Origin of the sequence: Burkholderia plantarii (assembly GCF_001411805.1) — a bacterium.
GTDB classification, from domain to species: Bacteria; Pseudomonadota; Gammaproteobacteria; order Burkholderiales; family Burkholderiaceae; genus Burkholderia; species Burkholderia plantarii.
Genome location: NZ_CP007213.1, coordinates 464,761 through 487,125, shown reverse-complemented (window position 1 = coordinate 487,125; position 22,365 = coordinate 464,761). Strand labels below are relative to the sequence as shown.

The 22,365-nt window shown below is 69.2% G+C and carries 23 protein-coding genes; 3 read left to right on the top strand and 20 right to left on the bottom strand.

Annotated elements, in window-relative coordinates; translation table 11 throughout:
* Positions 1-14: 14 nt before the first annotated feature.
* From scpA to bpln_RS19655, 10 genes are read right to left on the bottom strand one after another with little or no spacing between them, the layout of a single operon-like run.
* Entirely contained in the window at positions 15-2,153 is a 2,139-nt protein-coding gene (scpA, locus tag bpln_RS19700) for a methylmalonyl-CoA mutase (protein ID WP_055139749.1), read from the bottom strand.
* On the bottom strand, positions 2,150-3,004 hold the full coding sequence (locus tag bpln_RS19695) for a Pnap_2097 family protein (protein ID WP_042627078.1): 855 nt from the start codon (positions 3,002-3,004) through the stop codon (positions 2,150-2,152). Before bpln_RS19695 ends, scpA begins: the two co-directional genes overlap by 4 nt.
* A 17-nt stretch (positions 3,005-3,021) precedes the next feature.
* Positions 3,022-4,344: an MSMEG_0569 family flavin-dependent oxidoreductase gene (locus tag bpln_RS19690; RefSeq protein ID WP_055139748.1), complete on the bottom strand. Its 1,323-nt coding sequence runs from the start codon at positions 4,342-4,344 to the stop codon at positions 3,022-3,024.
* A 39-nt stretch (positions 4,345-4,383) separates the two neighbouring features.
* A complete protein-coding gene (locus bpln_RS19685) occupies positions 4,384-4,668 on the bottom strand; it encodes an MSMEG_0570 family nitrogen starvation response protein (RefSeq protein ID WP_042627076.1) in 285 nt (94 codons plus the stop codon).
* Positions 4,669-4,670: 2 nt separating this feature from the next.
* A complete protein-coding gene (locus bpln_RS19680; RefSeq protein ID WP_055141140.1) occupies positions 4,671-5,894 on the bottom strand; it encodes an MSMEG_0565 family glycosyltransferase in 1,224 nt (407 codons plus the stop codon).
* Complete coding sequence (locus bpln_RS19675; protein ID WP_055139747.1) at positions 5,894-6,928, bottom strand: sll0787 family AIR synthase-like protein; 1,035 nt, start codon at positions 6,926-6,928, stop codon at positions 5,894-5,896. Before bpln_RS19675 ends, bpln_RS19680 begins: the two co-directional genes overlap by 1 nt.
* Positions 6,925-7,485, bottom strand: coding sequence for an MSMEG_0567/Sll0786 family nitrogen starvation N-acetyltransferase (locus bpln_RS19670; RefSeq protein ID WP_055139746.1), 561 nt, complete (start codon positions 7,483-7,485; stop codon positions 6,925-6,927). The genes bpln_RS19675 and bpln_RS19670 overlap by 4 nt, the downstream gene beginning before the upstream one ends.
* A gap of 2 nt (positions 7,486-7,487) precedes the next feature.
* The gene (locus tag bpln_RS19665; RefSeq protein WP_175937978.1) at positions 7,488-8,603 is read right to left on the bottom strand and encodes an MSMEG_0568 family radical SAM protein; all 1,116 of its coding nucleotides are present in this window, start codon (positions 8,601-8,603) and stop codon (positions 7,488-7,490) included.
* Entirely contained in the window at positions 8,551-9,594 is a 1,044-nt protein-coding gene (locus bpln_RS19660) for a Nit6803 family nitrilase (RefSeq protein WP_042627073.1), read from the bottom strand. The genes bpln_RS19665 and bpln_RS19660 overlap by 53 nt, the downstream gene beginning before the upstream one ends.
* Before the next feature lie 19 nt (positions 9,595-9,613).
* Positions 9,614-10,096, bottom strand: a complete 483-nt coding sequence (locus tag bpln_RS19655) for an MSMEG_0572/Sll0783 family nitrogen starvation response protein (protein WP_042627072.1) — start codon at positions 10,094-10,096, stop codon at positions 9,614-9,616.
* A gap of 1 nt (position 10,097) precedes the next feature.
* On the opposite strand from bpln_RS19655, the gene bpln_RS37410 reads away from it, so the two are divergent.
* Positions 10,098-10,439 (top strand): hypothetical protein, encoded by a 342-nt coding sequence (locus bpln_RS37410; protein WP_148654096.1) that lies wholly within the window; start codon positions 10,098-10,100, stop codon positions 10,437-10,439.
* A gap of 47 nt (positions 10,440-10,486) precedes the next feature.
* The gene (locus tag bpln_RS19650; protein WP_042627071.1) at positions 10,487-11,878 is read left to right on the top strand and encodes an aminotransferase-like domain-containing protein; all 1,392 of its coding nucleotides are present in this window, start codon (positions 10,487-10,489) and stop codon (positions 11,876-11,878) included.
* A gap of 123 nt (positions 11,879-12,001) precedes the next feature.
* Here the strand turns inward: bpln_RS19650 and bpln_RS35775 are convergent, their stop codons facing one another.
* From bpln_RS35775 to cyoA, 10 genes are all read right to left on the bottom strand, one after another.
* Positions 12,002-12,397 (bottom strand): hypothetical protein, encoded by a 396-nt coding sequence (locus bpln_RS35775; RefSeq protein WP_148654095.1) that lies wholly within the window; start codon positions 12,395-12,397, stop codon positions 12,002-12,004.
* The gene (locus bpln_RS19645) at positions 12,394-12,903 is read right to left on the bottom strand and encodes a flavin reductase family protein (RefSeq protein WP_042627069.1); all 510 of its coding nucleotides are present in this window, start codon (positions 12,901-12,903) and stop codon (positions 12,394-12,396) included. Before bpln_RS19645 ends, bpln_RS35775 begins: the two co-directional genes overlap by 4 nt.
* A 41-nt stretch (positions 12,904-12,944) precedes the next feature.
* Positions 12,945-13,973: a methionine synthase gene (locus bpln_RS19640; protein ID WP_042627068.1), complete on the bottom strand. Its 1,029-nt coding sequence runs from the start codon at positions 13,971-13,973 to the stop codon at positions 12,945-12,947.
* A 27-nt stretch (positions 13,974-14,000) separates the two neighbouring features.
* The gene (locus tag bpln_RS19635) at positions 14,001-14,984 is read right to left on the bottom strand and encodes a DUF1852 domain-containing protein (RefSeq protein ID WP_042627067.1); all 984 of its coding nucleotides are present in this window, start codon (positions 14,982-14,984) and stop codon (positions 14,001-14,003) included.
* 169 nt (positions 14,985-15,153) lie between these two features.
* Complete coding sequence (locus bpln_RS37405) at positions 15,154-15,429, bottom strand: hypothetical protein (protein ID WP_175937979.1); 276 nt, start codon at positions 15,427-15,429, stop codon at positions 15,154-15,156.
* 100 nt (positions 15,430-15,529) lie between these two features.
* Positions 15,530-16,420: a LysR family transcriptional regulator gene (locus tag bpln_RS19625; protein ID WP_055139744.1), complete on the bottom strand. Its 891-nt coding sequence runs from the start codon at positions 16,418-16,420 to the stop codon at positions 15,530-15,532.
* Positions 16,421-16,575: 155 nt separating this feature from the next.
* On the bottom strand, positions 16,576-16,965 hold the full coding sequence (gene cyoD, locus bpln_RS19620) for a cytochrome o ubiquinol oxidase subunit IV (protein ID WP_055139743.1): 390 nt from the start codon (positions 16,963-16,965) through the stop codon (positions 16,576-16,578).
* Positions 16,962-17,594 carry a cytochrome o ubiquinol oxidase subunit III gene (cyoC, locus tag bpln_RS19615; RefSeq protein ID WP_082465365.1) on the bottom strand — a complete coding sequence of 211 codons (633 nt, stop codon included), beginning with the start codon at positions 17,592-17,594 and terminating at the stop codon, positions 16,962-16,964. The genes cyoD and cyoC overlap by 4 nt, the downstream gene beginning before the upstream one ends.
* Positions 17,591-19,600: a cytochrome o ubiquinol oxidase subunit I gene (gene cyoB / locus bpln_RS19610; RefSeq protein ID WP_042627063.1), complete on the bottom strand. Its 2,010-nt coding sequence runs from the start codon at positions 19,598-19,600 to the stop codon at positions 17,591-17,593. Before cyoB ends, cyoC begins: the two co-directional genes overlap by 4 nt.
* A gap of 5 nt (positions 19,601-19,605) precedes the next feature.
* The gene (cyoA, locus tag bpln_RS19605) at positions 19,606-20,673 is read right to left on the bottom strand and encodes a ubiquinol oxidase subunit II (protein ID WP_082465364.1); all 1,068 of its coding nucleotides are present in this window, start codon (positions 20,671-20,673) and stop codon (positions 19,606-19,608) included.
* Between the two features lie 178 nt (positions 20,674-20,851).
* On the opposite strand from cyoA, the gene bpln_RS19600 reads away from it, so the two are divergent.
* The gene (locus tag bpln_RS19600) at positions 20,852-22,267 is read left to right on the top strand and encodes an aminotransferase-like domain-containing protein (protein ID WP_055139741.1); all 1,416 of its coding nucleotides are present in this window, start codon (positions 20,852-20,854) and stop codon (positions 22,265-22,267) included.
* Positions 22,268-22,365 lie beyond the last annotated feature (98 nt).

Here is a 22,365-nt window from a genome sequence, read left to right as displayed (position 1 = left end):
TGGCTTGCCCGTCCTCACGCGACGCGATCCCCGCACGCCGGCACCGCAGTCCGCTCGATGGCCGCCGCAACGCGCGTGACGAGTACGTCGAGCGGCACGCCCGGCCCGAACACGTCGGCCACGCCGCGCGCGACCAGCAGCCGCGCATGCGCCTCCGGCACGATGCCGCCGACGATCACCGGCACCGCGAGCCCGCGCGCCGCCAGCGCGTCGAGCAGGGCCGGCACGGTCTCGCCGTGCGCGCCCGACAGCGTCGAAATGCCGAGCAGATCGACGCTCGCCGTGAGCCGACGCGCCGCGACGAGTTCGGCGACGGCCTCGGGCGACGTGAACAGCGGCGCGCGCAGCACCTCGAACCCGGCGTCCGCGAACGCCGCGGCCACCACCTCGGCGCCGCGATCGTGGCCGTCCTGGCCGAGCTTCGCGATCACGATGCCGGGCCGGCGGCCGAGCCGCGCCGCCAGCGCATGCACGCGCGCCAGCGCTGCCCGCCAGGCGGGATCGTCGCCGCGCCCGCTCGCGCAAGGCGCCGCGTTCACCGCCGCCGCGCCAACCCCGCGCGCGCGTTCGTCCGGCAACCGGTAGCGCGGCCAGACGACCTCGAGCGCCGCCGTGCATTCGCCCACCGTCGCCCGCGCACGCATGCAGTCGATCGCCAGCGCGAGCAGGTTCGCGCCGCCGTCACGCGCCGCGTCGGTCAGCGCGCGCAAGGCCGCCGCGACGCGCGCCGGATCGCGCCGCGCCCGCGCCTGCGCGAGCCGCGCGCACTGCATCGCGCGCACGTGCCGGCCGTCGATCTCGCGGCAGTCGGGCGCGCCGCCCGCGTCGTCGGCCACGAAGCGGTTCACGCCCACCACCACCTGCCGCCCCGCGTCGATGCGCGCCTGGGCGGCCCGGGCACCCGCGCGGATGCGTTCGCGCGCCCAGCCGCTGCCGATCACGGCGAGCATGCCGCCTTGCGCGTCGATCGCCCGCAGTTCCTCGCGCACGCGCTGCGCGATGCCGTCGGTCAGCGATTCCATCAGGTACGAGCCGGCCCAGGGATCGACGCTGTCGCACAACCCCATCTCGTGCTGCAGGATTCGCTGGGTGTTGCGCGCGAGCCGCGCGGCGCCCGCCGACGGCAGCGCGAGCGCCTCGTCCCAGGCGTTGGTGTGCAGCGACTGCGTGCCGCCGAACACGGCCGCCATCGCCTCCACGGTCACGCGCACGACGTTGTTCTCGGGCTCCTGCGCGCTCAGCGACCAGCCCGAGGTCTGGCAATGGGTGCGCAGCGCGCGGGCGCGATCGCCGCGCGCCCCGCAGCCGGCCGCGATCTCGGCCCACATCAGCCGCGCGGCGCGCAGCTTGGCGATCTCGGTATAGAAATCGGTGCCCACGCCGAAGAAGAAGCTCAGCCGCGCGCACACCGCGTCGGCGTCGAGCCCGGCCGCCGTCAGCCGCTCCACGTAGGTGCGCGCGTTGGCCAGCGTCAGCGCGAGTTCGAACACCGGGTCGGCGCCCGCCTCCTGGAAGTGGTAGCCGGACACCGACAGCGCGTTGAAGCGCGGCGCATGCTCGGCCAGATACGCGGCCACCTCGGCGACGATCCGCAGCGACGGCTCCGGCGCATGAATCCAGGTATGGCGAACCAGATATTCCTTGAGGATGTCGTTCTGGATCGTGCCGGTCAGTTGCGCGGCCGGCACGCCGCGCGCCTCGGCCGCGACGATGAACGCCGCCAGCACCGGCAGCACCGCGCCGTTCATCGTCATCGACACGGAGACGCGGTCGAGCGCGATGCCGTCGAACAGCCGCAGCATGTCGTCGACGGTGTCGATCGCGACGCCGGCCAGGCCGACATCGGCCGCCGCCTCGCGGTGATCGGAATCGTAGCCGCGCTGGGTCGGCAGGTCGAACGCGACCGACAGGCCGTTCGCCTGCGCGTCCACGGCCGCGCGAAACGCGAGGTTGGTGTCGGCCGCGTCGGCGTGCCCCGTGTACTGGCGGATGGTCCAGGGGCGCCCGGTATACATCGACGGATGCGGGCCGCGCACGAACGGCGTCTGCCCGGGCAGCGCGTCGAGATGCGCGATACCGCGCAGATCCTCGCGCGTGTAGATCGCGCGCAGCGGCACCGCGCGCTCGCGCGGCGGCACGGTGGCGTCGCTCATGCGCCCTCCCAGGTCTTTTCGGTGATCACGTCGGCGATCTTCATGCCGTCGGCGCCGCGCACGAGTTCGCACCAGTGGCGCAGCCGCGCGCCGTCGCGCCGCTCGGCGAGCGGCTGGACCCGCAGCGTGTCGCCGACGTCGAGGTTGCCGTGGAAATGCAGCGAGCGCGACACCAGCGCGGGCGGCCGCGCGAAGCGGTGACGCTGCCACTCGGCGCGATCGACGAAGGCCTGGAAGCTCGCGAAATAGAGCAGGTCGGCGCCGTTGAAATCGTTGTTCGGGCAGGGCAGGAACTCGGCCGCCTCGATCGGGCCGGCGTCCACGGTCGCGAGCGGCCGCGCCCACGGCGGCACGGCGGCTGGGTCGCGCTCGCGCAGCGCGCGGCCGCGCGCGGCCAGCGCCGCGAGCGCCTCGGGCAGCGTGCCCGCCTCGTCCGGCGCGCCGCCGAGCGCGGCGAAGCGCGCCCGCGCAACCGAACGGTTGCTGCCGGCCCGCTCGCGCGTGACGAAGGTGGAGAGCATCGTCACCGAGCCGACCTCCACGCCGCCGCGCACGATGCGCTGCTCGCTCGTGTGCCGTATCGCGCCCACGCGGCGCAGCGTGAGCGCGATCTCGAACGCGTCGTTTTCCTCGATCGCCGAGGGCGCGGGCAACACCACGCGAATCGCGACGAACGCCGCGTAGGCGCGCCGGCCGCGATCGTCGACGAAATCGGGCGCGTCGCGGCCCGCGTGCGCGGCGAGCGCCTCCCAGTGCCGGTGCCCGCATTCCTTCAAGAGCCAGTTTTCCGCGAGGCCGGTGTAGCCCAGTTGCGGCATGCCGGCCCGGTAGCGGTGAAGCGTCGTCTGCATCGCGACCACGGCGCCCGTCAGGCCGCCGCGCCTTCGGCGGCGCGCGCGGCGTCGGCCGCCGCCGCGTCGGCAGAGGGCGCGGCCTCGCGAATCCGCGCGACCAGATACTCGGCGTCGCGCGCGATGCCCGAGAAGCGCCCCGAACCCCAGGTATGCAGCCACGGCAGGCCGACGAAATAGAGGCCGTCCACCGCCGTCACGCCGCGCGAGTGAGCCGGGTAGCCACGCCCGTTGAACACCGGCAGGTCGATCCAGCTGAAGTCGGGCGTGAAGCCGATGCACCAGACGATCGAGCCGATGCCGCTCGTCTCCAGCGGCAGCGCGGCGCGTTCGGCGGCCGGGCGCCAGACCGGTTCGTAGCGCGTGGCGGGCGGCGCGTCGATGCCGTGCTTCTCGATGAAAGCGTCGATGCTCGCGTTGATGCCGTTGTAGATCTCGTCGGCGCCGTCGAGGCAGGCGCCGAGGTTGGTCGCGAATTGCAGCGCGCCGTCGCGATAGTCCTCGAGCCGGCCGTACAGTTCCATGCCCTCGGCCGCGAAGCGGCGCAGGTCGATGTCGCGGCCGCCGTCACGACCCGTCACGTAGTGGTTGGTGTTGTCGCGCACGCCTTCGCGCAGCGGGTGCTGCTCGACCGGCATTTCGTAGTAGCGCATGTCGGCGAGCCAGTCCACCACGTCGCGGCCGCGATGGAAACGCGCGCAGCGCGGCGCGTCGCCGACCGCCAGCGTCACGCGCCGGCCGGCCAGATGAAGATCCTCGGCGATCTGCGCGCCCGACTGCCCGGAGCCGACCACCAGCACGCCGCCCTCGGGCAGCATCGCGGCGTTGCGGTAGTCGGACGACTGCACCTGCATGATCGAGGCGGGCAGCCGCTCGGCCAGGCGCGGCACGATCGGCGTGTGATAGCCGCCCGAGGCCACCACCACCTGGTCGGCCGTGAACGCGCCGCGCGAGGTGGCGACCTGATGGCGCCCGTGCGCGTCGCGCGAGACGCGCAGCACGCGCGTGTGCTCGAGTACCGGCGCATCGACCATCGCGACGAAGCCGTCCAGGTACGCGATGATCTCGTCCTTCGTCATGAAGCCGTGCGGATCGTCGCCGCGATAGGGCCAGCCGGGCAGCATGCACTGCCAGTTCGGCGTGACGAGGCAGAACGCGTCCCAGCGCTGGTTGCGCCAGGTGTGCGTGACGGTTTCCTTCTCGATCACCAGATGGGCGATGCCGGCCTGCTTCAGGTAATAGCTGACGGACAGCCCGGCCTGCCCGCCGCCGACGATGATCACGGGATGGTGCGGGACCGCGTCCGACGGGGCGGGCGACGACGGGGAAGGGATCGACATGGTGAGGCTCCTGTAGCGGAAAGGGGGCGGGCGCGGCGCTCAGTCGAGCGCGAGCACCGTGACGGCCGCGTCGGGGACGGCGCCGAACTGCTCGGCCAGCGACTCGATGCGCGCGAGTTCGTCCATCGCGGCCGAGCAGGCGTAGCCGAACTTCGCGCGCACGCGCTCGGAGGCGATGCCGAGCGACTCGCGCGAGCGCGCGACGAAATCGTCGAGCGCGTAGTGCTGGCCCGGCGTGAAGTAGTCGGCCACGATGGTGGACGGCGAATAGCAGCGGGTTTCCGAGGCGTCGGGCCAGCGGACCCGGAAGTGCATGACGGGCATGATCAGGTTTCCTGTGCGAGGGGAGAAAGCGAGCGGGCTTCGGCGCGCGACGCCAGCCATTCCCGATAGAGGGCGACGTGCGTGGCGGCGCTCGCGGCCCAGCCGAAGCGCGCCAGCAGCGCGGGCACGGCTGCCGAGAAATCGGGCGCGCGGCGGCCGTCGAGCGCGTCGCCGAGCGCCGTGGCAATCGACGCGACATCACCGGGATCGGCCCAGACGCAGGTGCGTTCGTCGAGATGTTCGGTGAACGGCGCGATCCGCGAGACCACCACCGGCCGGCCGGCCGCGAGCGCTTCGAGCACCACCAGCCCGAAGCCCTCGCGCAGCGACACCATCGAGACCACGTCGGCCGCGTGCAGCAGCGCGACGATCGCGTCGTCATCGAGCGCACCGGTCACGATCACCGGCGCGCCCGCGCCGATCGCCAGCCCCAGCTCGGACGCGCGCGCCACGAAGCGGCGCGTGTAGGCATCGTGATCGAGCAGGCTCGCGCCGCCGGCGATCACGAGTTGCGCGGCGGGCCGGGCGCGGCGCAGGCTCGCGAACGCATCGAGCAGCGCGAGCGTGTTCTTGCGCGCCTCGATGCCGCCGATCGCCAGCACCAGCGGGCCGTCGCCCAGGCCGAAGCGCCGCCGCAGCGCGGCCACGCCGCCGGCCGGCGCGCGCTGGAACCGTTCGACGTCGATGCCGTTCGCGATCTGACGCGCGTCGGCGCCATGTTCGTGGCGCATCCGCGCGGTCCACGCGGCGCTCACGCAGAACACGCGATCGGCATCGCGCCAGGCGCGCCGCTGCCAGGCAGCGAGCGCCGGATTGGTGAACGTGTCGAGATGGTGGACGGTGCGCACGAAGCCCGGAATCGCGCCCTCGGCCTTCCATTCGGCGAGCGCGTTGCCGCTGATGCTGTCCTGCGCGTGCAGCACGTCGAAGCGCGCGAGCGCCTCGCGATCGAAGGCCGCGCGGATCGCGGCGATGCGCGTGGCGACCATCCCGACCGTATCGGTCGCGGCATTTGCGGTGCGCGCGAGCACCACGCGATAGGCGGCGCCGCCGGCCGCCGCGGCGTCGCGCCGGAACAGGCCTTCACCCGGCGCGGCCGGTGCGATCACCGTCACGTCGTGGCCGGCCGCGCCGAGCGCGCGCGCCAGTTCGAGCGTATGGACCACGCCGCCGCGCGGATTCACCGAATGCGTGCAGAGGCCGATCCTCAGGGGCCGCGTCGGCATCATGGCGCGGCTCCCGGCGCGGCGCCGATGAACGGCGTCTCGCGCAGATCCCACAGTCGCGCGGCCGCGCCGCCTTCGGTCACGATCAGCTCGCGCGACGCGTCGAGCGTGCCGATCGCGGCGCAGGCGAGCCCGCGCGCGGAAAAGCGCCCGGTCACGGCGCCGAGATTGGTCTCGCTCACCGCGAGCAGGAAGCCGTAGCTCGGAAACGCGGCGAGCCAGCGCTCGAAATCGACGCCGTCGGGGCGAGGCAGCGCGTCGAGATCGATCCGCGCACCGACGCCCGACGCTTCGAGCAGCATCAGCGCGGTGCCGAGCACGCCGGCCATGCTGATGTCCTTGGCCGCCTCGCAGAGGCCGTCCTCGGCCAGTGCCGGCAGCAGTTCGAGGTCGCCGCGCAGCCGCGCGGGCGGCGCGCCCACCGAGGCGTTCCAGAACGGATAGGGATCCTCGAAGCGGCCGCGCAGGTCGACGGCCATCACCAGCCGGTCGCCGGGCCGCGCCGCGAAGCTGGTCAGCAGCCGGCGCGCGCGGCCGAGAATCGCCACCGCGAGCTGCGAGCCGTTCGCACGCGCGTTGCTGTGGCCGCCCACGATCGGCACGCCGTAGGCGGCCGAGGCCGCGGCCATGCCGTCGAGCACCACGCGCGCGCCGGCCATGCCGTCGCTCCAGAGCGCGTCCACCACCGCGAGCGGCCGGCCGCCCATCGCGTAGACGTCGCTGATGTTGACCATCACGCCGCTGTAGCCGGCGAACCACGGCATCGCGGCGACGAAGTCGGCCACCAGCCCCTCGATCGCGAACAGCAGGTAGCCGTCGCCGTCGGCGATCGCCGCGCAGTCGTCGCCGACCGCCACCGCCTGCGCGAGATCGGCCGTGCCGTTCGGCAGCGCGCGAGCGAGCGCGCCGACCACGTCGGCGATGTCGGTCTTGTGGGCGAAACCGCGGCTCGCGCGCAGGCGTTCGACGCGCGCGGCCAGCGCCGCGGCGGGAGACGTCGCGGCATCGGTGGCGAGGTTCGGCGTGGCGTTCATCGCGCGCCCCCGGCCGGCAGCACGAAGCCCGTGTACGGCGTCGTACACGGCGGGTAGTACGCGAGATCGGCCTGCATGCGGTGGTGCAGGCGCCCGTGCAGCAGCTCCTCGCCAAGCGAATCCCAGTGCAGGCGGCGGAACAGCGGCACGTTCTGCGCCTGCACGTGGGCATGGAACGTATGGCAGCCGAGCGCGTGGGCGCTGCGCACCGCCAGCATGATCAGCGTCGAGCCGATCCGGCCGTGGTTGCGGAACGCCGCGTGGACGGCGAGCCGCGAGCCGAGCCATTCGCCCGGCGCGAACTCGTGGATCCGCACCGTGCCGACCACCTGGTCGGGCAGCCCCGCGCAGCCGCTGACGGCCACCAGCGGCTGCGCGTGCGCGTCGATCTCGTCGCGATCGTCGCCGACGAACACGCCCTGCTCCACGCAGAACACCGCGCGGCGCAGCTGGTGCGCTTCCTCGATCTCCCACGGCAGCGCGGCCCACTTGATCCGGTATTCGGCGGGCCGGTAGGCGAGCGCCGCGCCGGCTTCCCACATCGCGTCGCAATCCATGGTCAGGCCTCGTAGGTGGACAGCGACGAGCAGGCGCCGCATTTCCCGCAGCCGGCCTTGATGTCGGCCGAGCGCAGGCCCGCCTCGCGCAGCATCGCGCCGAGCGGCGCCAGCACCTCGCGCATGAATTCGGGCGACGGCGCCGGATGGCTCTCGAGCGGCGTGCCGCTGATCGGCACGAACGGCACCACGAACGGATAGACGCCGCGCGCGATCAATTCCTTCGACATCGCCAGGATCGCCTCGGCCGTGTCGCCGAGCCCGGCGAGGATGTAGGTGCTGACCTGGCCGCGCCCGAACACGGCCACCGCCGCGTCGAACGCGTCGAGGTAGCGCGCGATCGGCACGCTCGCCTTGCCCGGCATGATCCGCTCGCGCACCGCGGGCGTGACCGCCTCCAGATGCATGCCGAGCGTGTCGATGCCGCTCGCCTTCATGCGCGCGAACCAGGCATCGTCGTCGGGCGGCTCGCACTGGCCCTGGATCGGCAGGTCGACGGCGGCCTTGACCGCGAACGCGCTGTCGCACAGCAGGCTCGCGCCGCGATCGCTCGTGGCCGGCGTGCCGGTGGTCAGCACCATGTGCTTCACGCCGTCGAGCAGCACCGCCGCGCGCGCCACCTCGGCCAGTTGCTCGGGCGTCTTGCGCGCGATGGTGCGGCCCGCCGCCAGCGATTGGCCGATCGAGCAGAACTGGCACATCTTGCGGCGGCTCTCGTAGCGGATGCAGGTCTGCAGCACCGTGGTGGCGAGCACGTCGGCGCCGTGCAGCGTGGCGATCTGCGAATACGGCACGCCGTCGAGCGTCTGCAGCGCGTAGAAGCGCGGGTTCGCCGGAAAGCGGATCCCGGCGATCGGGATCGTGCCGCGCGAAAGCGTGCTCGTGCCGCTCGCGTCGGGCGCGCCGGCCACGAACGGCGAATCCCAGGCGGTGCTGGTATGCACCGGCACCATCACCGTGACGCCGTCCACCGTCACCGCCTTGTGGTCGGACGGCCCGGCCCCGCCGCGCCGGCTCGCGGCGCCGGCCTTCGGATCGACGAGCCGCAGCCCGACCGATTGCAGCTCAGTGATCAGTTGCCGGCTCTGCGCCGACGGTTTCGCGCTGACGGGATTCATCGAAGGCTCCTTCGGAAGCGGGGACGGGGGAGAAGGCGGGGCGGGCGGCGCCGGCCGGCGCCATGGTCGTGACCGGCACGGCCGGGCGATCGTTGATCACGAGGCTCAGCAGCTCGGGGCGCGCGTAATGGCCGACCGAATCCATCATGCGTTTGCGCTTGGTGATCAGCGACATGTCGAGATCGGCGATCACCAGGCCCTCGCCGTCGCGCAGCGGCTCGGCCAGATGCTGGCCCTCCGGCGACACGATCGCGCTCAGGCAGCCGCCGCGCAGCGCCTTCTGCAACTGCGGATCGGGCGTGATCGACTGCACCTGCGCGTCGCTGAGCCAGCCCGTCGAATTGATCACGAAGCAGCCCGATTCGAGCGCGTGATGGCGGATCGTCACCTCGATCTGCTCGGCGAAGATCGGCCCGACCAGCGAGCCCGGGAACTGCGCGCAGTGGATCTCCTCGTGCTGGGCCATCAGCGCATAGCGCGCGAGCGGGTTGTAGTGTTCCCAGCAGGCCAGCGCGCCCACCCGGCCGACCGCCGTCTGCGCGACCTTCAGGCCCGCCGCGTCGCCCTGCCCCCAGATCATCCGCTCATGGAAGGTGGGCGTGAGCTTGCGGCGCTTCACGAGCAGCTGGCCGTCGGCGTCGAACACCAGCTGCGTGTTGTAGAGGCTGCCGTGGTCGCGCTCGTTCACGCCGAGCACCACCACCATGCCGTGCCGGCGCGCGCGCTCGGCCACCGCCTGCGTGATCGGGCCGGGCACCACCACCGCCTCCTCGTAGAGCCGCATGTGGTCGGCGCCCGACAGCACGGGCGGCCGCACGAACGAGAAGTACGGGTAATACGGCACGAAGGTCTCGGGGAACACGATCAGCTGCACGCCTTCGCGCGCCGCCGCGTCGATCGCCGCGCAGACCTTGTCGAGCGTCGCCGCGGCCCGCTCCAGATCGGGTGCGATCTGGGCGGCGGCCGCGCGAACCATGCGTTTGTCGCTCATGTTGGCCCTCGCGGCGCGCTCAGACGGTCCAGGTGTGGATGATCAGCGCGTCATCCTTGCGGTGCAGCAGCTGCAGGTCGAGCACGTCGAGCGGGTTGATCGGGCGGATGCCCTCGATCAGCGAGGCCTCGCCGTGGCCGTACAGCGCCTGCAGCGCGAAGCGGCACGCATAGACCTTGCCGCCTTCCTCCATGAACTTCACCAGCTGCTTGTTGAAGTTGAGATGCCCCGGGAACGCCTCGTCGCCGAGCGTCGGGAAACCGCGCTGCAGGCCCAGCGTCACGCCCGGGCCATAGAGCAGCACCGAGGTCTCGAAGCCCTTGCGCTGCAGGCGCGTGGCCTGCAGCAGGTTCACGAAGCCGATCGAGCCTTCGAACGCGACCGTGTGGAACGTGACCAGCGCCTTCTCGCCCGGCTCCGCCTTCACGTCCTCGAATACCTTCTCTTCGTAGTCGACCAGTACGTCGCCTTTCTGGTGCTGCGGGTGATTGACGGCGGGCATCGTGTTCTCCTTGATTCGTTGGGGGATCGGTGCGCCGGGCGAGCGGCGCCCGGACGCCTCGCTTCACGCAACAGGCATGCCGCCGGCGCGCGCGCCGATGCGATCACCATCCGATCATTGCGCCGGCGCGATATCGAAATGGCCGTGCCCGGCGCCCGCGGACCCGCGCCGCGCCGGTGCCGGCGCCGCGCCGCCGCGCGCGCCGCGCACCGTGATGGCGCAGCGCGATGCGCTTGCGCTGTGCGTCCATGCATCAAAACGATCTGTCATCCGATCAATGCAATCATTTTCGCTTCGGTATCCGATCCAGTTTTTTTTCGCGCGGGTTCGCGTGTTAACGTGAATCGGGGCGAATCGACAGGAATCGCCCCGGATCTCGAGGATGCTTCGATGGAACACTCGCTCGCCCACTGGACCCGGCGCCTCGCCGAGAGCCGCAAGCCCGCCTACCTGCTGATCCCGGACCTGATCGAGGAGGATCTGGCGGTGGGCCGGCTCAAGCCGCGCGACCGGATGCCCGGCCTGCGTGACCTGGCCGACGCGCTGCAGCTGAACTACACCACCGTGGCACGCGCCTATGCCGAGGCGCGCAAGCGCGGGCTGCTGGACAGCCGCGCCGGCAGCGGCACCTTCGTGCGCGGGCCGACGCAGACGCTGCCGCTGTCGGGCGGCGGCAGCGTGGAGATGTCGATGAACATGCCGCCCGAACCGGCCGTGATGGCCGCGCGGCTCGCCGATTCGGCCGCCGCGCTGCATGCGCATGCCGATCCGTATCAGTTGCTGCGCTATCAGGATTTCGGCGGCGCGCCCGCCGATCGCGCGGCCGGGCGCCTGTGGCTCGGCCGGCGGCTGCCCGGCTGCAACGGCGAGGCGGTGCTGGTCTGCCCCGGCATCCACAGCGCGCTGGTGGCGCTCGTCTCGCTGCTGGTGCGGCCCGGCGAGATGCTGTGCGTGGACGCGCTCGCCTACCCCGGCATCAAGGCGATCGCCTCGCAGCTCGGCGCGCGCCTGCAGCCGCTGCCGCGCGACGAGGACGGGCCGCTGCCGCACGCGTTCGAATCGCTCTGCAAGAGCCACAAGCCGGCCGCGTTCTACTGCAACCCGACCTTGCAGAACCCGAGCACGCTGACGATCCCGTACCGGCGCCGCGAGGCGCTGGCCGACGTCGCGCTGCGCTACAACGTGCCGATCATCGAGGACGACGCCTACGCGATGCTGCCGCGCAGCGCGCCGCCGCCGCTCGCGCTGCTGGCCCCGGAACTGACGCACTACGTGACGGGGATGTCGAAGAACTTCGGCGCGGGGCTGCGGATCGCCTACCTGCTCGCGCCGTCGGCGCGGCAGGCGCAGCGCATCGCCGGCGCGCTGCGCGCGACCACCGTGATGCCGAGCCCGTACACGATGCTGCTGGCGACGCAGTGGGTCCACGACGGCACCGCCGCGGCGATGCTCGAGGCGATCCGCGCCGAGGGCAACACGCGCCTCGCGATCGCCGCGCAGGTATTGCGCGACTGGCCGTTCGACGCGCATCCGGACGGCTTTCATCTGTGGCTGCCGATTCCGGCCGAGTGCCACCGCTATGCGCCCGACCTCGCGCAGCAGCTGCGCAATCGCGGCGTGGCGGCGGTGGCGGGCGCGGCGTTCTCCACCGACGGCAATCCGCCCAACGCGCTGCGGATCTGCCTGGGCGGCCCGCAAACGCCCGAGGATTGCCGCGAGGCACTGCGGCTCGTGGCCGATGCGCTGGGCGACCCGCATCATCTGGTGACGGCGGCGATCTGAGGAAGTCGGGCACGATGCGCGCGGCGCCCGATTCACGGGCGCCGCTTACCGCACGCTGCCGCCCGCCACGCTCACGAGCCGCGAGCAATTTCCTGCCCGGCCCGACGTCGACGGCCTGCCGATCTACGATTCGCGCGTGGCGGCCGCGATCGCGTCGCTGGTGGAACTCTTCCGCCTGCAATGCAGGCCGCGATGGCAGGCGATTCCCGACGAACTGCCGTTTCCGACCATGGTCGACGAAGCGCGCCGCAAGGTGGTGGCCCTGCATCGACTGGCCATGGTGTCGACGCGGACCCTCATGCGCCACGACAGTTCGGGAATCGCGCGGCGACGAGCGGGCGCCAGGCTGCGGCTCGGCCGTGGATCATCGAGGCCGTGCTGGAACGCGCGCCCGAACTGCTGCAATATCAGCCGCATTCGCGGCAGCACGCGTTCGAGGCCTCGCCGTTCATGCTCGGTTTCGACGTCGGTTGTCTGCGCAGCAGCCCGCGACGGCGGGCAGTGCGTGACGACGCTCACGCCGCGTCATGCGCGGCGATGCTGCGATATTGCCCCTTGAAATACAGCAGCGGCTGCGTGGCCAGCGCGTCTTGCAGGTCCAGCGCCTTCACTTCGCCGATCACGATCAGGTGATCGCCGGCCGCGTGCTCGGCATGGATTTCGCAATCGAGCCAGTGCAGGCTGCCGGCGATGATCGGGTTACCGAGCGGCGATTCCCGCCATTCGACGCCGTGCCACTTGTCCGTTCCGCTTCGGGCGAACTGGTTGGAAATCGCGACCTGTTCGTCCGACAGGATATTGACGACGAACCGGCCCGCCCGGCGAATTCCCGGGTAACTGCCCGAACTGGCCATCACGCTGAACGACACCAGCGGCGGGCTCATCGATACGCTGTGGAACGACTGGCACGTGAAGCCGATCGGCTCGCCATCGACCTGCGATGCAACGACCGTGATGCCGGATGCGTAATGCCCGAGTGCCTCGCGAAAGCGCGACGGCTCGATGGCGGTGCCGGAAAGTGACATGGTGGATGCCGGGGCGCTCGACCGGAAGCGACGAAGGCCGGTCAGTTCGCGAGTTCCTGCCGGATGATTTCCGCGCCCGCGCTCAACGCCTCCAGCTTGCCTCGCGCCACGGCACGCGACAGCGGAGCCATGCCGCAGTTGGTGCAGGGATAGAGCCTGTCGGCATCCACGAACTGCAGTGCCTTGCGCAAGGTGCCGGCGACTTCCTCGGGCGTTTCGATGGTGTTGCTGGCCACGTCGATGGCACCCACCATCACCTTCTTGCCGCGGATCAGCTCGATCAGTTCCATCGGCACGTGCGAGTTGTGGCACTCCAGCGAAACCATGCCGATGCTCGATTTCTGAAGCTTCGGGAAGGCTTCCTCGTATTGCCGCCACTCGGACCCGAGCGTCTTCTTCCAGTCGGTATTGGCCTTGATGCCGTAGCCGTAGCAGATATGCACGGCGGTCTCGCACCCGAGGCCTTCGATCGCGCGCTCCAGGGCGGCCACGCCCCACTCGTTCACCTCGTCGAAGAACACGTTGAACGCGGGCTCGTCGAATTGAATGATGTCGACGCCGGCGGCCTCCAGTTCCCGGGCCTCCTGATTCAGGATCTTCGCGAACTCCCAGGCCAGCTTTTCGCGGCTCTTGTAATGATCGTCGTACAGCGTGTCGATCATCGTCATGGGGCCGGGCAGCGCCCACTTGATCGGCTGCTTCGTTTGCCGGCGCAGGAACCGGGCGTCTTCGACGAACACCGGCTTTTGCCGGGCCACGTCGCCCACCACGGTCGGCACGCTCGCATCATAGCGATCGCGAATCCGGACGGTCTTGCGGTTCTGGAAATCGACGCCGTCCAGGTGCTCGATGAACGTCGTCACGAAATGCTGGCGTGTCTGCTCGCCGTCGCTGACGATGTCGATCCCGGCATGTTGTTGCTCTTGCAACGACAAGCGCAAGGCGTCCTGCTTGCCCTCGGCCAATCCCTCGCCCTGCAGCTTCCACGGCGACCAGAGGGTTTCCGGTTGGGCGAGCCAGGAGGGTTTGGGCAAACTGCCGGCGGTCGAGGTGGGCAACAATTTTTTCACGTTGGATGGCCTTGTGTTTCTGATTGATCAAAGAGCGAAGCTGGCGGACCACTGCTCGAGAACCGCCCGGTGCGGCTTGATGAAATGCTCCTCGGCGAACCTGCCCTGCTCGACAGCCAGCCGGCCGCGTTCTTCCCGATCGTAGACAATGCGGGTCAACGAGAAATCCTCGTGCTTCAGGCTCGGCCGGTACGACTTCCCGGCCGCGGAATTCGCGTTGTAGATCTCGGGCCGGTAGATTTTCTGGAACGTGTCCATCGTGCTGATGGTGCCGATCAGTTCGAGATCGCTGTAGTCGCCGAGCAGGTCGCCGGAAAAATAAAACGCCAGCGGCGCGACGCTGTTCGGCGGCATGAAGTAGCGGACCTCCAGGCCCATTTTCCTGAAGTATTCGTCGGTCAGCGAGTATTCGTCCTGCTGGTATTCAATGCCCAGCACCGGATGCTGGTTCGCGGTCCGATGATAGGTCTTGCTGCTCGAGACGCTCAGGCATATCACGGGAGGCTTCCTGAAGTTGGCCTGGTAGGCGCTCGAATTCACGAAGCACTTGAACAGCTTGCCGTGCAGGTCGCCGAAATTCTCCGGCGTGCTGAAGGCGGGCTGGTTCTTCGTGTGCTCCTGCAGCAGGACGCTGAAGTCATAGTCCCGCACGTAGGACGAGAAGTTGTTCCCGACGATGCCCTCGATGCACTCGTTGGTCTTGTGATCGACAATATTGGTCTTCAGGATTTCGATCAAAGGCAGGCCGGCGCTGCTGCTCGCCCCGTCGATATTCATTTCGACGGAAATGATTTCAAGCTTGACCGAATAGCGATCGCCTGCCGGATTGTCCCAATGCGCGAGGGCATTGAAACGGTTGTCGATCATCCTGAACGTGTTGCGCAGGTTCGCCTGACGACTCGCCCCCCTGGCCAGGTTGGCAAAGTTGGTCGTGATGCGCGTGCTGTCCGATGGACGGTAGTCTTCATCGAAGCCGATACGCTTGATGGAAAACGTGAAGTCTTTGCTCATTTCGATCCGAAACCCTGATTCCGGGATGAACCTGCGTTCACCTTCGGCGTTCAATGTGCGCCGATACCGCTTTCCGGTTTGTCCTCGGAAATGTGTGCGGCATCGGCATTCGGGTCGAATTCTATGGCCGGCGATCCATGAAAAAAAGTGAATTTATCTCATAAAACCATTAGCCACGTTCATGTGCGACGAGCAGGTCGGGGGCGCGCGGCGCGACCTTTCCCGCCGCGCGCGCAGCGTGCTCAGGTCGTTTCGCCGGGCTATCCCGGCATGGAAGGCCGGATCCGGATTCGTTCGCGCAGTCGTCGCCGCCGTAGAACTTCATGCCGAACCGAACGTGCTCCCGGCCGCTTTCCCGGCGATGTCGATTGGTATCGCGCAGTGAGCGTGCGCAGCCGCGATATTCCTGCTGGTAGAAGTTTTCGCGCCTGTCGATCTCGATCATGCGCGCCGGGCCGCCGCCTTTTCGGCGGTCGTGTTCCCGATACGGCAGGTCGGGATCATGCGAGGCCGCAGCCGTTGATCCCTGCAGGTTCCGTGACGGCTCAGGCCACCTCGGCGTGTTTCGCCTGTTCGATGAACGCGCGCAGGTAATCGATGCCCACGTCCGCCTCGCGCGCCCCGAGAAAGATGTGCTTGGCAATACCGTGCTTGCCCAGCCGCACCGGCACCACATCCATCGTGTCCGCATATTCCAGCACCAGCCAGCGCGGCAGCGCGGCCACGCCGCGGCCGCTGGCAACCATCTGCAGCATGATGTCGGTGGTCTCGATCGCCTTGTGGCGCCTGGGCGTGATGCCGGCCGGCGCGAGGAACAGGCTGTAGATGTCCAGGCGATCGACCGGCACCGGATAGGCCACCAGTACCTCGTTGGTCAGCTGTCTGGGCGTGATGTATTCCTCCCCGGCCAGGCGATGGTTGCCGGCCACCACCAGCACCTGCTCGTAGTCGAACACCGGTTCGAATACCAGGCCCGGCTTGTCCAGCGGATCGGGCGTGACCAGCAGGTCGATCTCGTAGCCGAACAGCGCGCCGATGCCGCCGAACTGGAATTTCTGCTTGACGTCGACGTCCACGTCCGGCCAAGCGGCCAGATACGGCGACACGACTTTCAACAGCCACTGGTAACACGGGTGGCATTCCATGCCGATGCGCAGCGCGCCTCGCTCACCCTGAGCGAACTGCTGCAAGCGCTCCTCGGCCAGACTCAGTTGCGGCAGCACGCGGTTGGCCACCGCCAGCAGATATTGGCCGGCCTGGGTCAGGCGCAGGCTGCGGCCTTCGCGCAGCCAGATGTCGGTGCCGAGCTGCTGCTCCAGCTTCTTCATGCTGTGGCTCAGCGCCGATTGCGTCACGTGCAGGACGCCCGCGGCCGCAGTCAGCGAACCCTGCTTCTCCACTTCCTGCACGATGGCCAGATGAATACGATCAAGCATGAAAAATGAATGGAATTCATACTGTCTTGAGATAAGCCGATGTTACTTCATCGGTTGCGCCTCTCGCGATCCGTCGATGCAAAAAAAGCGCGGCCCCATCCGGGCGCCGCGCCGTTTTCCGTCCCGCCGGGCCGAAGCGCCCGGCGCCCCCGTCCTCAATCCTTCGCCAGCGCCCGCTCGATCGTGATGTGCGTCGGCATCATGTTGACGTTGGCGTTGTGGATCACCCACAGCGACAGCCCGACGATCACGGCGATCAGGAAGCCCGTGCAGAGGAAGATGCCGGTGTTCGCGCGCTGGCTGCGCGCCGAGCCGATGTGCAGGAAGTAGACCAGCTGCACGATCAGCTGCGCGACGCAGGCCACCGTGATCGCGGCCAGCCCGAAGCGGCGCGGCACGACATCGGTCATCACCGCGCCGAACGACACCAGCGTGAGCAGCACCGACAGGATCATGCCGATCACGTAGCGCTTCAGCGTGCCGTGCGAAGCGTCGTGTACGGCATGCGCGGCGTGCGAATGAGACGAATGGGGCGTGGGCTTCATACGAACTCCCGCAGATAAACGAAGGTGAACACGCAGATCCAGACCAGGTCCAGGAAATGCCAGAACATGCTGAGGCAGGCCAGGCGGCGGCGCACCATGCCGGTCAGGCCGAACTTCCTGACCTGATGCATCATCACCGCGATCCACAGCAGGCCGCAGCTCACGTGCAGGCCGTGCGTGCCGACCAGCCCGAAATACGCGGACAGGAACGCGCTCGTATGGGGCCCGGCGCCGTCGGCGATCAGCTTCGCGAACTCGTGGACCTCCATCGCGATGAAGCCCGCGCCGAACACGAACGTCACCGCCAGCCACGGGATCACCGCGCCGCGCCGCCCGGCGTTCATGGCCAGCATCGCGAGGCCAAACGTGAAGCTGCTGACCAGCAGCAGCATGGTTTCGCCGAGCACGTAGTCGAGCTCGAACAGGCCCTGCCCGGTCGGCCCGCCGGCCGTGGCGTTGGCGAGCACGCCGAACGTCGCGAACAGCGTGGCGAAGATCAGGCAGTCGCTCATCAGGTAGATCCAGAAGCCGAGCGTGGTCTTGCCGCCGTCGTCGTGATGTTCGTGGCCGTGGCCGGCCGCGTGGTGGCCGTCATGGCCTGTTTGCGAGATAGTCTGCGCGCTCATCATGCGACCTCGGTTTCGTTGAGCGGCACGAGCGGCACGTGACGCTGCAGTTGCGCGAAGCGCGCGTTTTCGATCCGCTCGACTTCGGCGGCCGGCACCCAGTAATCGGTATCGGTGTCGTAGCTGCGGGCCACGAAGGTGCCGACCATGCCGAGCAGCCCGATCACCACGAACGGCCACATGTGCCAGACGAACGCGAAGCCGAGCAGCATGCCGAACGCGGCGATGATCACGCCGGCCGCCGTGTTGCGCGGCATGTGGATGTCCTCGTAGTGCGTCGGCTGCACGTAGGCGCGGCCGGTTTCCTTGTTTTCCCAGTGCTGCTCGAGCGAGGTGATGGTCGGCACGATCGCGAAGTTGTAGAACGGCGCCGGCGACGAAGTCGACCATTCGAGGCTGCGGCCGTTCCACGGATCGCCGGTGGCGTCGCGCAGCGCATCGCGGCGGCGCACGCTCACGTAGATCTGCACCAGCATCGCGAGGATGCCGAGGCCGACGAACACGGCGCCCACCAGCGCCACCACCAGCCACGGATGCCACGACGGCACCGAGTAGTGGTTCATGCGGCGCGTCATGCCCTCGAAGCCGAGGATGTAGAGCGGCGTGAACGCGAGCCAGTAGCCGATCAGCCAGCACCAGAACGAGACCTTGCCCCAGAACTCGTCGAGCGTGAAGCCGAACACCTTCGGGAACCAGAAGCTGATGCCGGCCAGGCAGCCGAACACCACGCCGCCGATGATCACGTTATGGAAGTGCGCGACCAGGAACAGGCTGTTGTGCAGCACGAAGTCGGCGCCCGGCACGGCCAGCAGCACGCCCGTCATGCCGCCCACGGCGAACGTCACCATGAAGCCGATGGTCCAGAGCGTCGAGCTGTGATAGCGGATCCGCCCGCGATACATCGTGAACAGCCAGTTGAACAGCTTCACGCCGGTCGGGATCGAGATGATGGTGGTCATGATCCCGAAGAACGCGTTGACGTTCGCGCCCGAGCCCATCGTGAAGAAGTGGTGCAGCCAGACGAAGAACGACAGGATGCCGATCGAGGAGGTCGCGTAGACCATCGACTTGTAGCCGAACAGCGGCTTGCCCGAGAACGTCGCGATGATCTCCGAGAACGCGCCGAACGCCGGCAGGATCAGGATGTACACCTCGGGGTGGCCCCACACCCAGATCAGGTTGATGTACATCATCGCGTTGCCGCCGAGCTCGTTCGTGAAGAAGTGCATGCCGAGGTAGCGGTCGGCCGTCAGCAGCGCGAGCGTGCCCGTCAGCACCGGGAACACGGCGACGATCAGGATGTTGGTGATCAGCGCGGTCCAGACGAACACCGGCATCTGCATCAGCTTCTGCGTCGGCGCGCGCATGCGCAGGATCGTCACGATGAAGTTGATGCCGGTGAGCGTGGTGCCGAGGCCCGATATCTGCAGGGACCAGATGTAGTAATCCACCCCCACGGTCGGACTGTAGCCGAGCTCGGAGAGCGGCGGGTAGGCCACCCAGCCGGTGGCCGCGAAGTCGCCGACGAACATCGACACCATCACCAGCATCGCGCCCACCACGGCGAGCCAGAAGCTCAGCGAGTTCAGGAACGGATAGGCCACGTCGCGCGCGCCGATCTGCAACGGCACCACCACGTTCATCAGCCCGAGGATCAGCGGCGTCGCCACGAAGAAGATCATGATCACGCCGTGCGCCGTGAAGATCTGGTCGTAGTGATGCGGCGGCAGGTAGCCGGCCGCGTCGTTGCTGGCGATGGCCTGCTGCGCGCGCATCATGATCGCGTCGGCGAAGCCGCGCAGCAGCATCACGATCGCGAGCGCGATGTACATCACGCCGATCTTCTTGTGATCGACCGAGGTGAACCATTCACGCCACAGGTACGGCCATTTCCCCGCGTAGGTGATCGCGCCGAGCAGGGCCGCGCCGAGCACGAGCACCACGGCGAGCGTGCCCATGATGATGGGTTCGTGCCAGGGTATGGCATCGAGAGTGAGCTTTCCAAACATGATGTTTACCGGGTAGCGGAATTGGGCGCGTCGGCGCCGCCGGAAGAAAGGGAAACCGAGGCCAGGCGCGCCGGCGAGAGCGTCGACGACACCACGCCCGGTGTGCCCGGCGTGCAGCTCGGGTTCGCCGAGCCGGCGCGCATCGCGGTTTCGAGCACGTTGTCGAACAGGTTCGGCACCACGCTCGCGTAGAGCGTCGGCGCGTTCTTCTCGCTGGGCTGCGCGAGGCGCGCGTAGGCGGCCGCGTCGAGCACGACGCTCGCCTTGCGGGCGCGCGCGACCCAGGCGTCGAACTCGCCGCGGCTCGTCGCGTAGGTCTGGAAGTGCATGTCCGAGAAGCCCGGGCCGCTGAATGCCGAGGACTGGCCGAGATAGGTGCCCGGCTCGTCGGCGATCAGGTGCAGGCGCGTCTGCATGCTCGGCATCGCATACACCTGGCTGCCGAGCTGCGGGATGAAGAACGAGTTCATCAGCGATTCGGCCGTCAGCTTGAAATCGACCGGCGTGCCGACCGGCACCGCGAGTTCGTTGACCGAGGCGACGCCGTAGTCCGGATAGATGAACAGCCACTTCCAGTTCAGCGCGATCACTTCCACGCGCACCGGCTTCTCGCCGGATTCGATCGGCCGGTACGGATCGAGGCTCAGCGTGGTACGCCAGATCAGCACGCCGAGAATGATCACGATCACGCACGGGATCGACCACACCACCACCTCGATCGCGGTCGAATGCGACCAGCGCGGCGCGTAGGTCGCGCGCGTGTTGCCGGCGCGGTAGCGCCACGCGAACCACAGCGTCAGCGCGATCACCGGGATCACGACCAGCAGCATCAGGCCGAGCGCGATCAGGATCAGGTTCTTTTCCTGCACGCCGATGTTGCCCTTCGGGTCCAGCAGCACGGCGTTGCAGCCGCCGAGCAGCAGCAGCGCGGCGGCCGGCAGCAGGCGCGCGGCCGACGCCGCGCGATGCGCCAGCGAACGCGGGCCCGGGGAGGATGAGGAGGAAAGCGGCGACGGGGAATGCGGTGGACCCGATTCGACATCGGGCCGGCTTCGAGAAGATGGAGTGCGCATGGGGGGATGTCCGTGGTGGCCATGCGCGCAAATCCGTCCACTCGCATCGCTGCCCGTCCACGCCGGCCCCCGGAACGCGCGGCCGGCTGACCGTGCATACAAAACGGAATATGTATGGATTTACGCGCTTCGATGTCGGATGATAGAGTAAGACATCACACATACATACCGCGACAGAATGACGCAAAAACTTTCCGGCGCCATCGATGCATGGAATGACGCACTGGCCGAGGGCCAAGGCCCGCGCTACCTGCAGATCGCCGGCTTCATCGAGCGCGCGATCGCCGACGGGCGCCTGCAGCCCGGTGATCGCGTGCCGCCGCAGCGGCAGCTCGCGCAGCGGCTCGGGGTGGACCTGACCACCGTCACGCGCGGCTTCAACGAGGCGCGCCAGCGGCACCTGCTGGAGGCGCGCGGGCCGCTTGGCACGTTCGTCGCCGCGCCGAAGGCCGAACTCGCGCAGCGCGTCGACCTCAGCATGAACATCCCGCCGCCGCCGGCCGGCGTCGATCTCGAGCAGCTGTTGCGACGCGGCATGTCGCAGGTGCTACTGCGCAGCGACATCGATCTGCTGATGACCTACCACGTGGGCGGCGGAAGCGAGGCCGATCGCACCACCGCGGCCGGCTGGCTGCGGCCGATGCTCGGCGAGGTGCCGCGCTCGCGCGTGGTGGTGAGTCCCGGCGCGCAGGCCGCGCTGGCCGCGCTGATCGTCGCGATGACGATGCCCGGCGACACCATCGCCTGCGAGCCGCTCGTCTATCCGGGGCTGCCGCTCGCGGCCAGCCAGCTCGGCCGCGTCGCGCGGCCGATCGAGACCGATGCGCACGGCATGCGGCCCGACGCGCTCGACGCGGCCTGCCGCGAGCCGGCCGGCACGAGTGGCGGCGGCGCTGGCGGCATCCGGCTGATCTACCTGAACCCGACGCTGCAGAACCCCACCGCCACCACCATGCCCGCGCCGCGCCGGCAGGAGCTGCTGAAGGTGGCGCTGCGGCACCGGCTGCGCATCGTCGAGGACGACCCGTACTGGTTGTTCGCGCCGGACGCGCCGCCGCCGCTCGCGCGCATCGCGCCGGCCCAGGTGGCGTATCTGTCGACGCTGTCGAAATGCCTGTCGCCGGGGCTGCGCACCGCGTTCGTCGCGCTGCCCGACGAGCCCTCACGCGACGCGTTCCTGATCGCGCTGCGTTCGTTCTCGCTGATGTCGCCGCCGCTGACGAATTCGCTCGTCACGCAATGGATCAACGACGGCTCGGCCGCGCAGCTGCTCGACGGCGTGCGCGTGGAGGCGCGCGAGCGGCAGCGCGCCGCCGCGCAAGTGCTCGGCGCGGTGGCCGGCGACGGCGCCGGCATCCATCTCTGGTATCCGCTGCCGAGCTACTGGGCGCCCGGCGAGCTGGCGGCCGCGGCCGGCGCCGAGGGGCTGGCGGTGGCGCCGTCCACGGCGTTCCATCTCGGCGGGCAGGCGCCGGGCGCGATCCGCATCTCGCTCGGCGCAACGCCCGATCGCACGCAGCTGCACGCGGCGCTCAGGCGGCTGTCGGTGCTGCTGGCGAGCGACGTGTCGAGCGGGCGCGGGATGATCGTCTGAGGGAGCGGCAAAGGGGAAGCGCCGGGGGAAACGCGGGGGAATGCGCGAAAGGGGAAACTTGCGGGACGGCGGGAAGAACGGCCGCCGGGGCGGCCGGG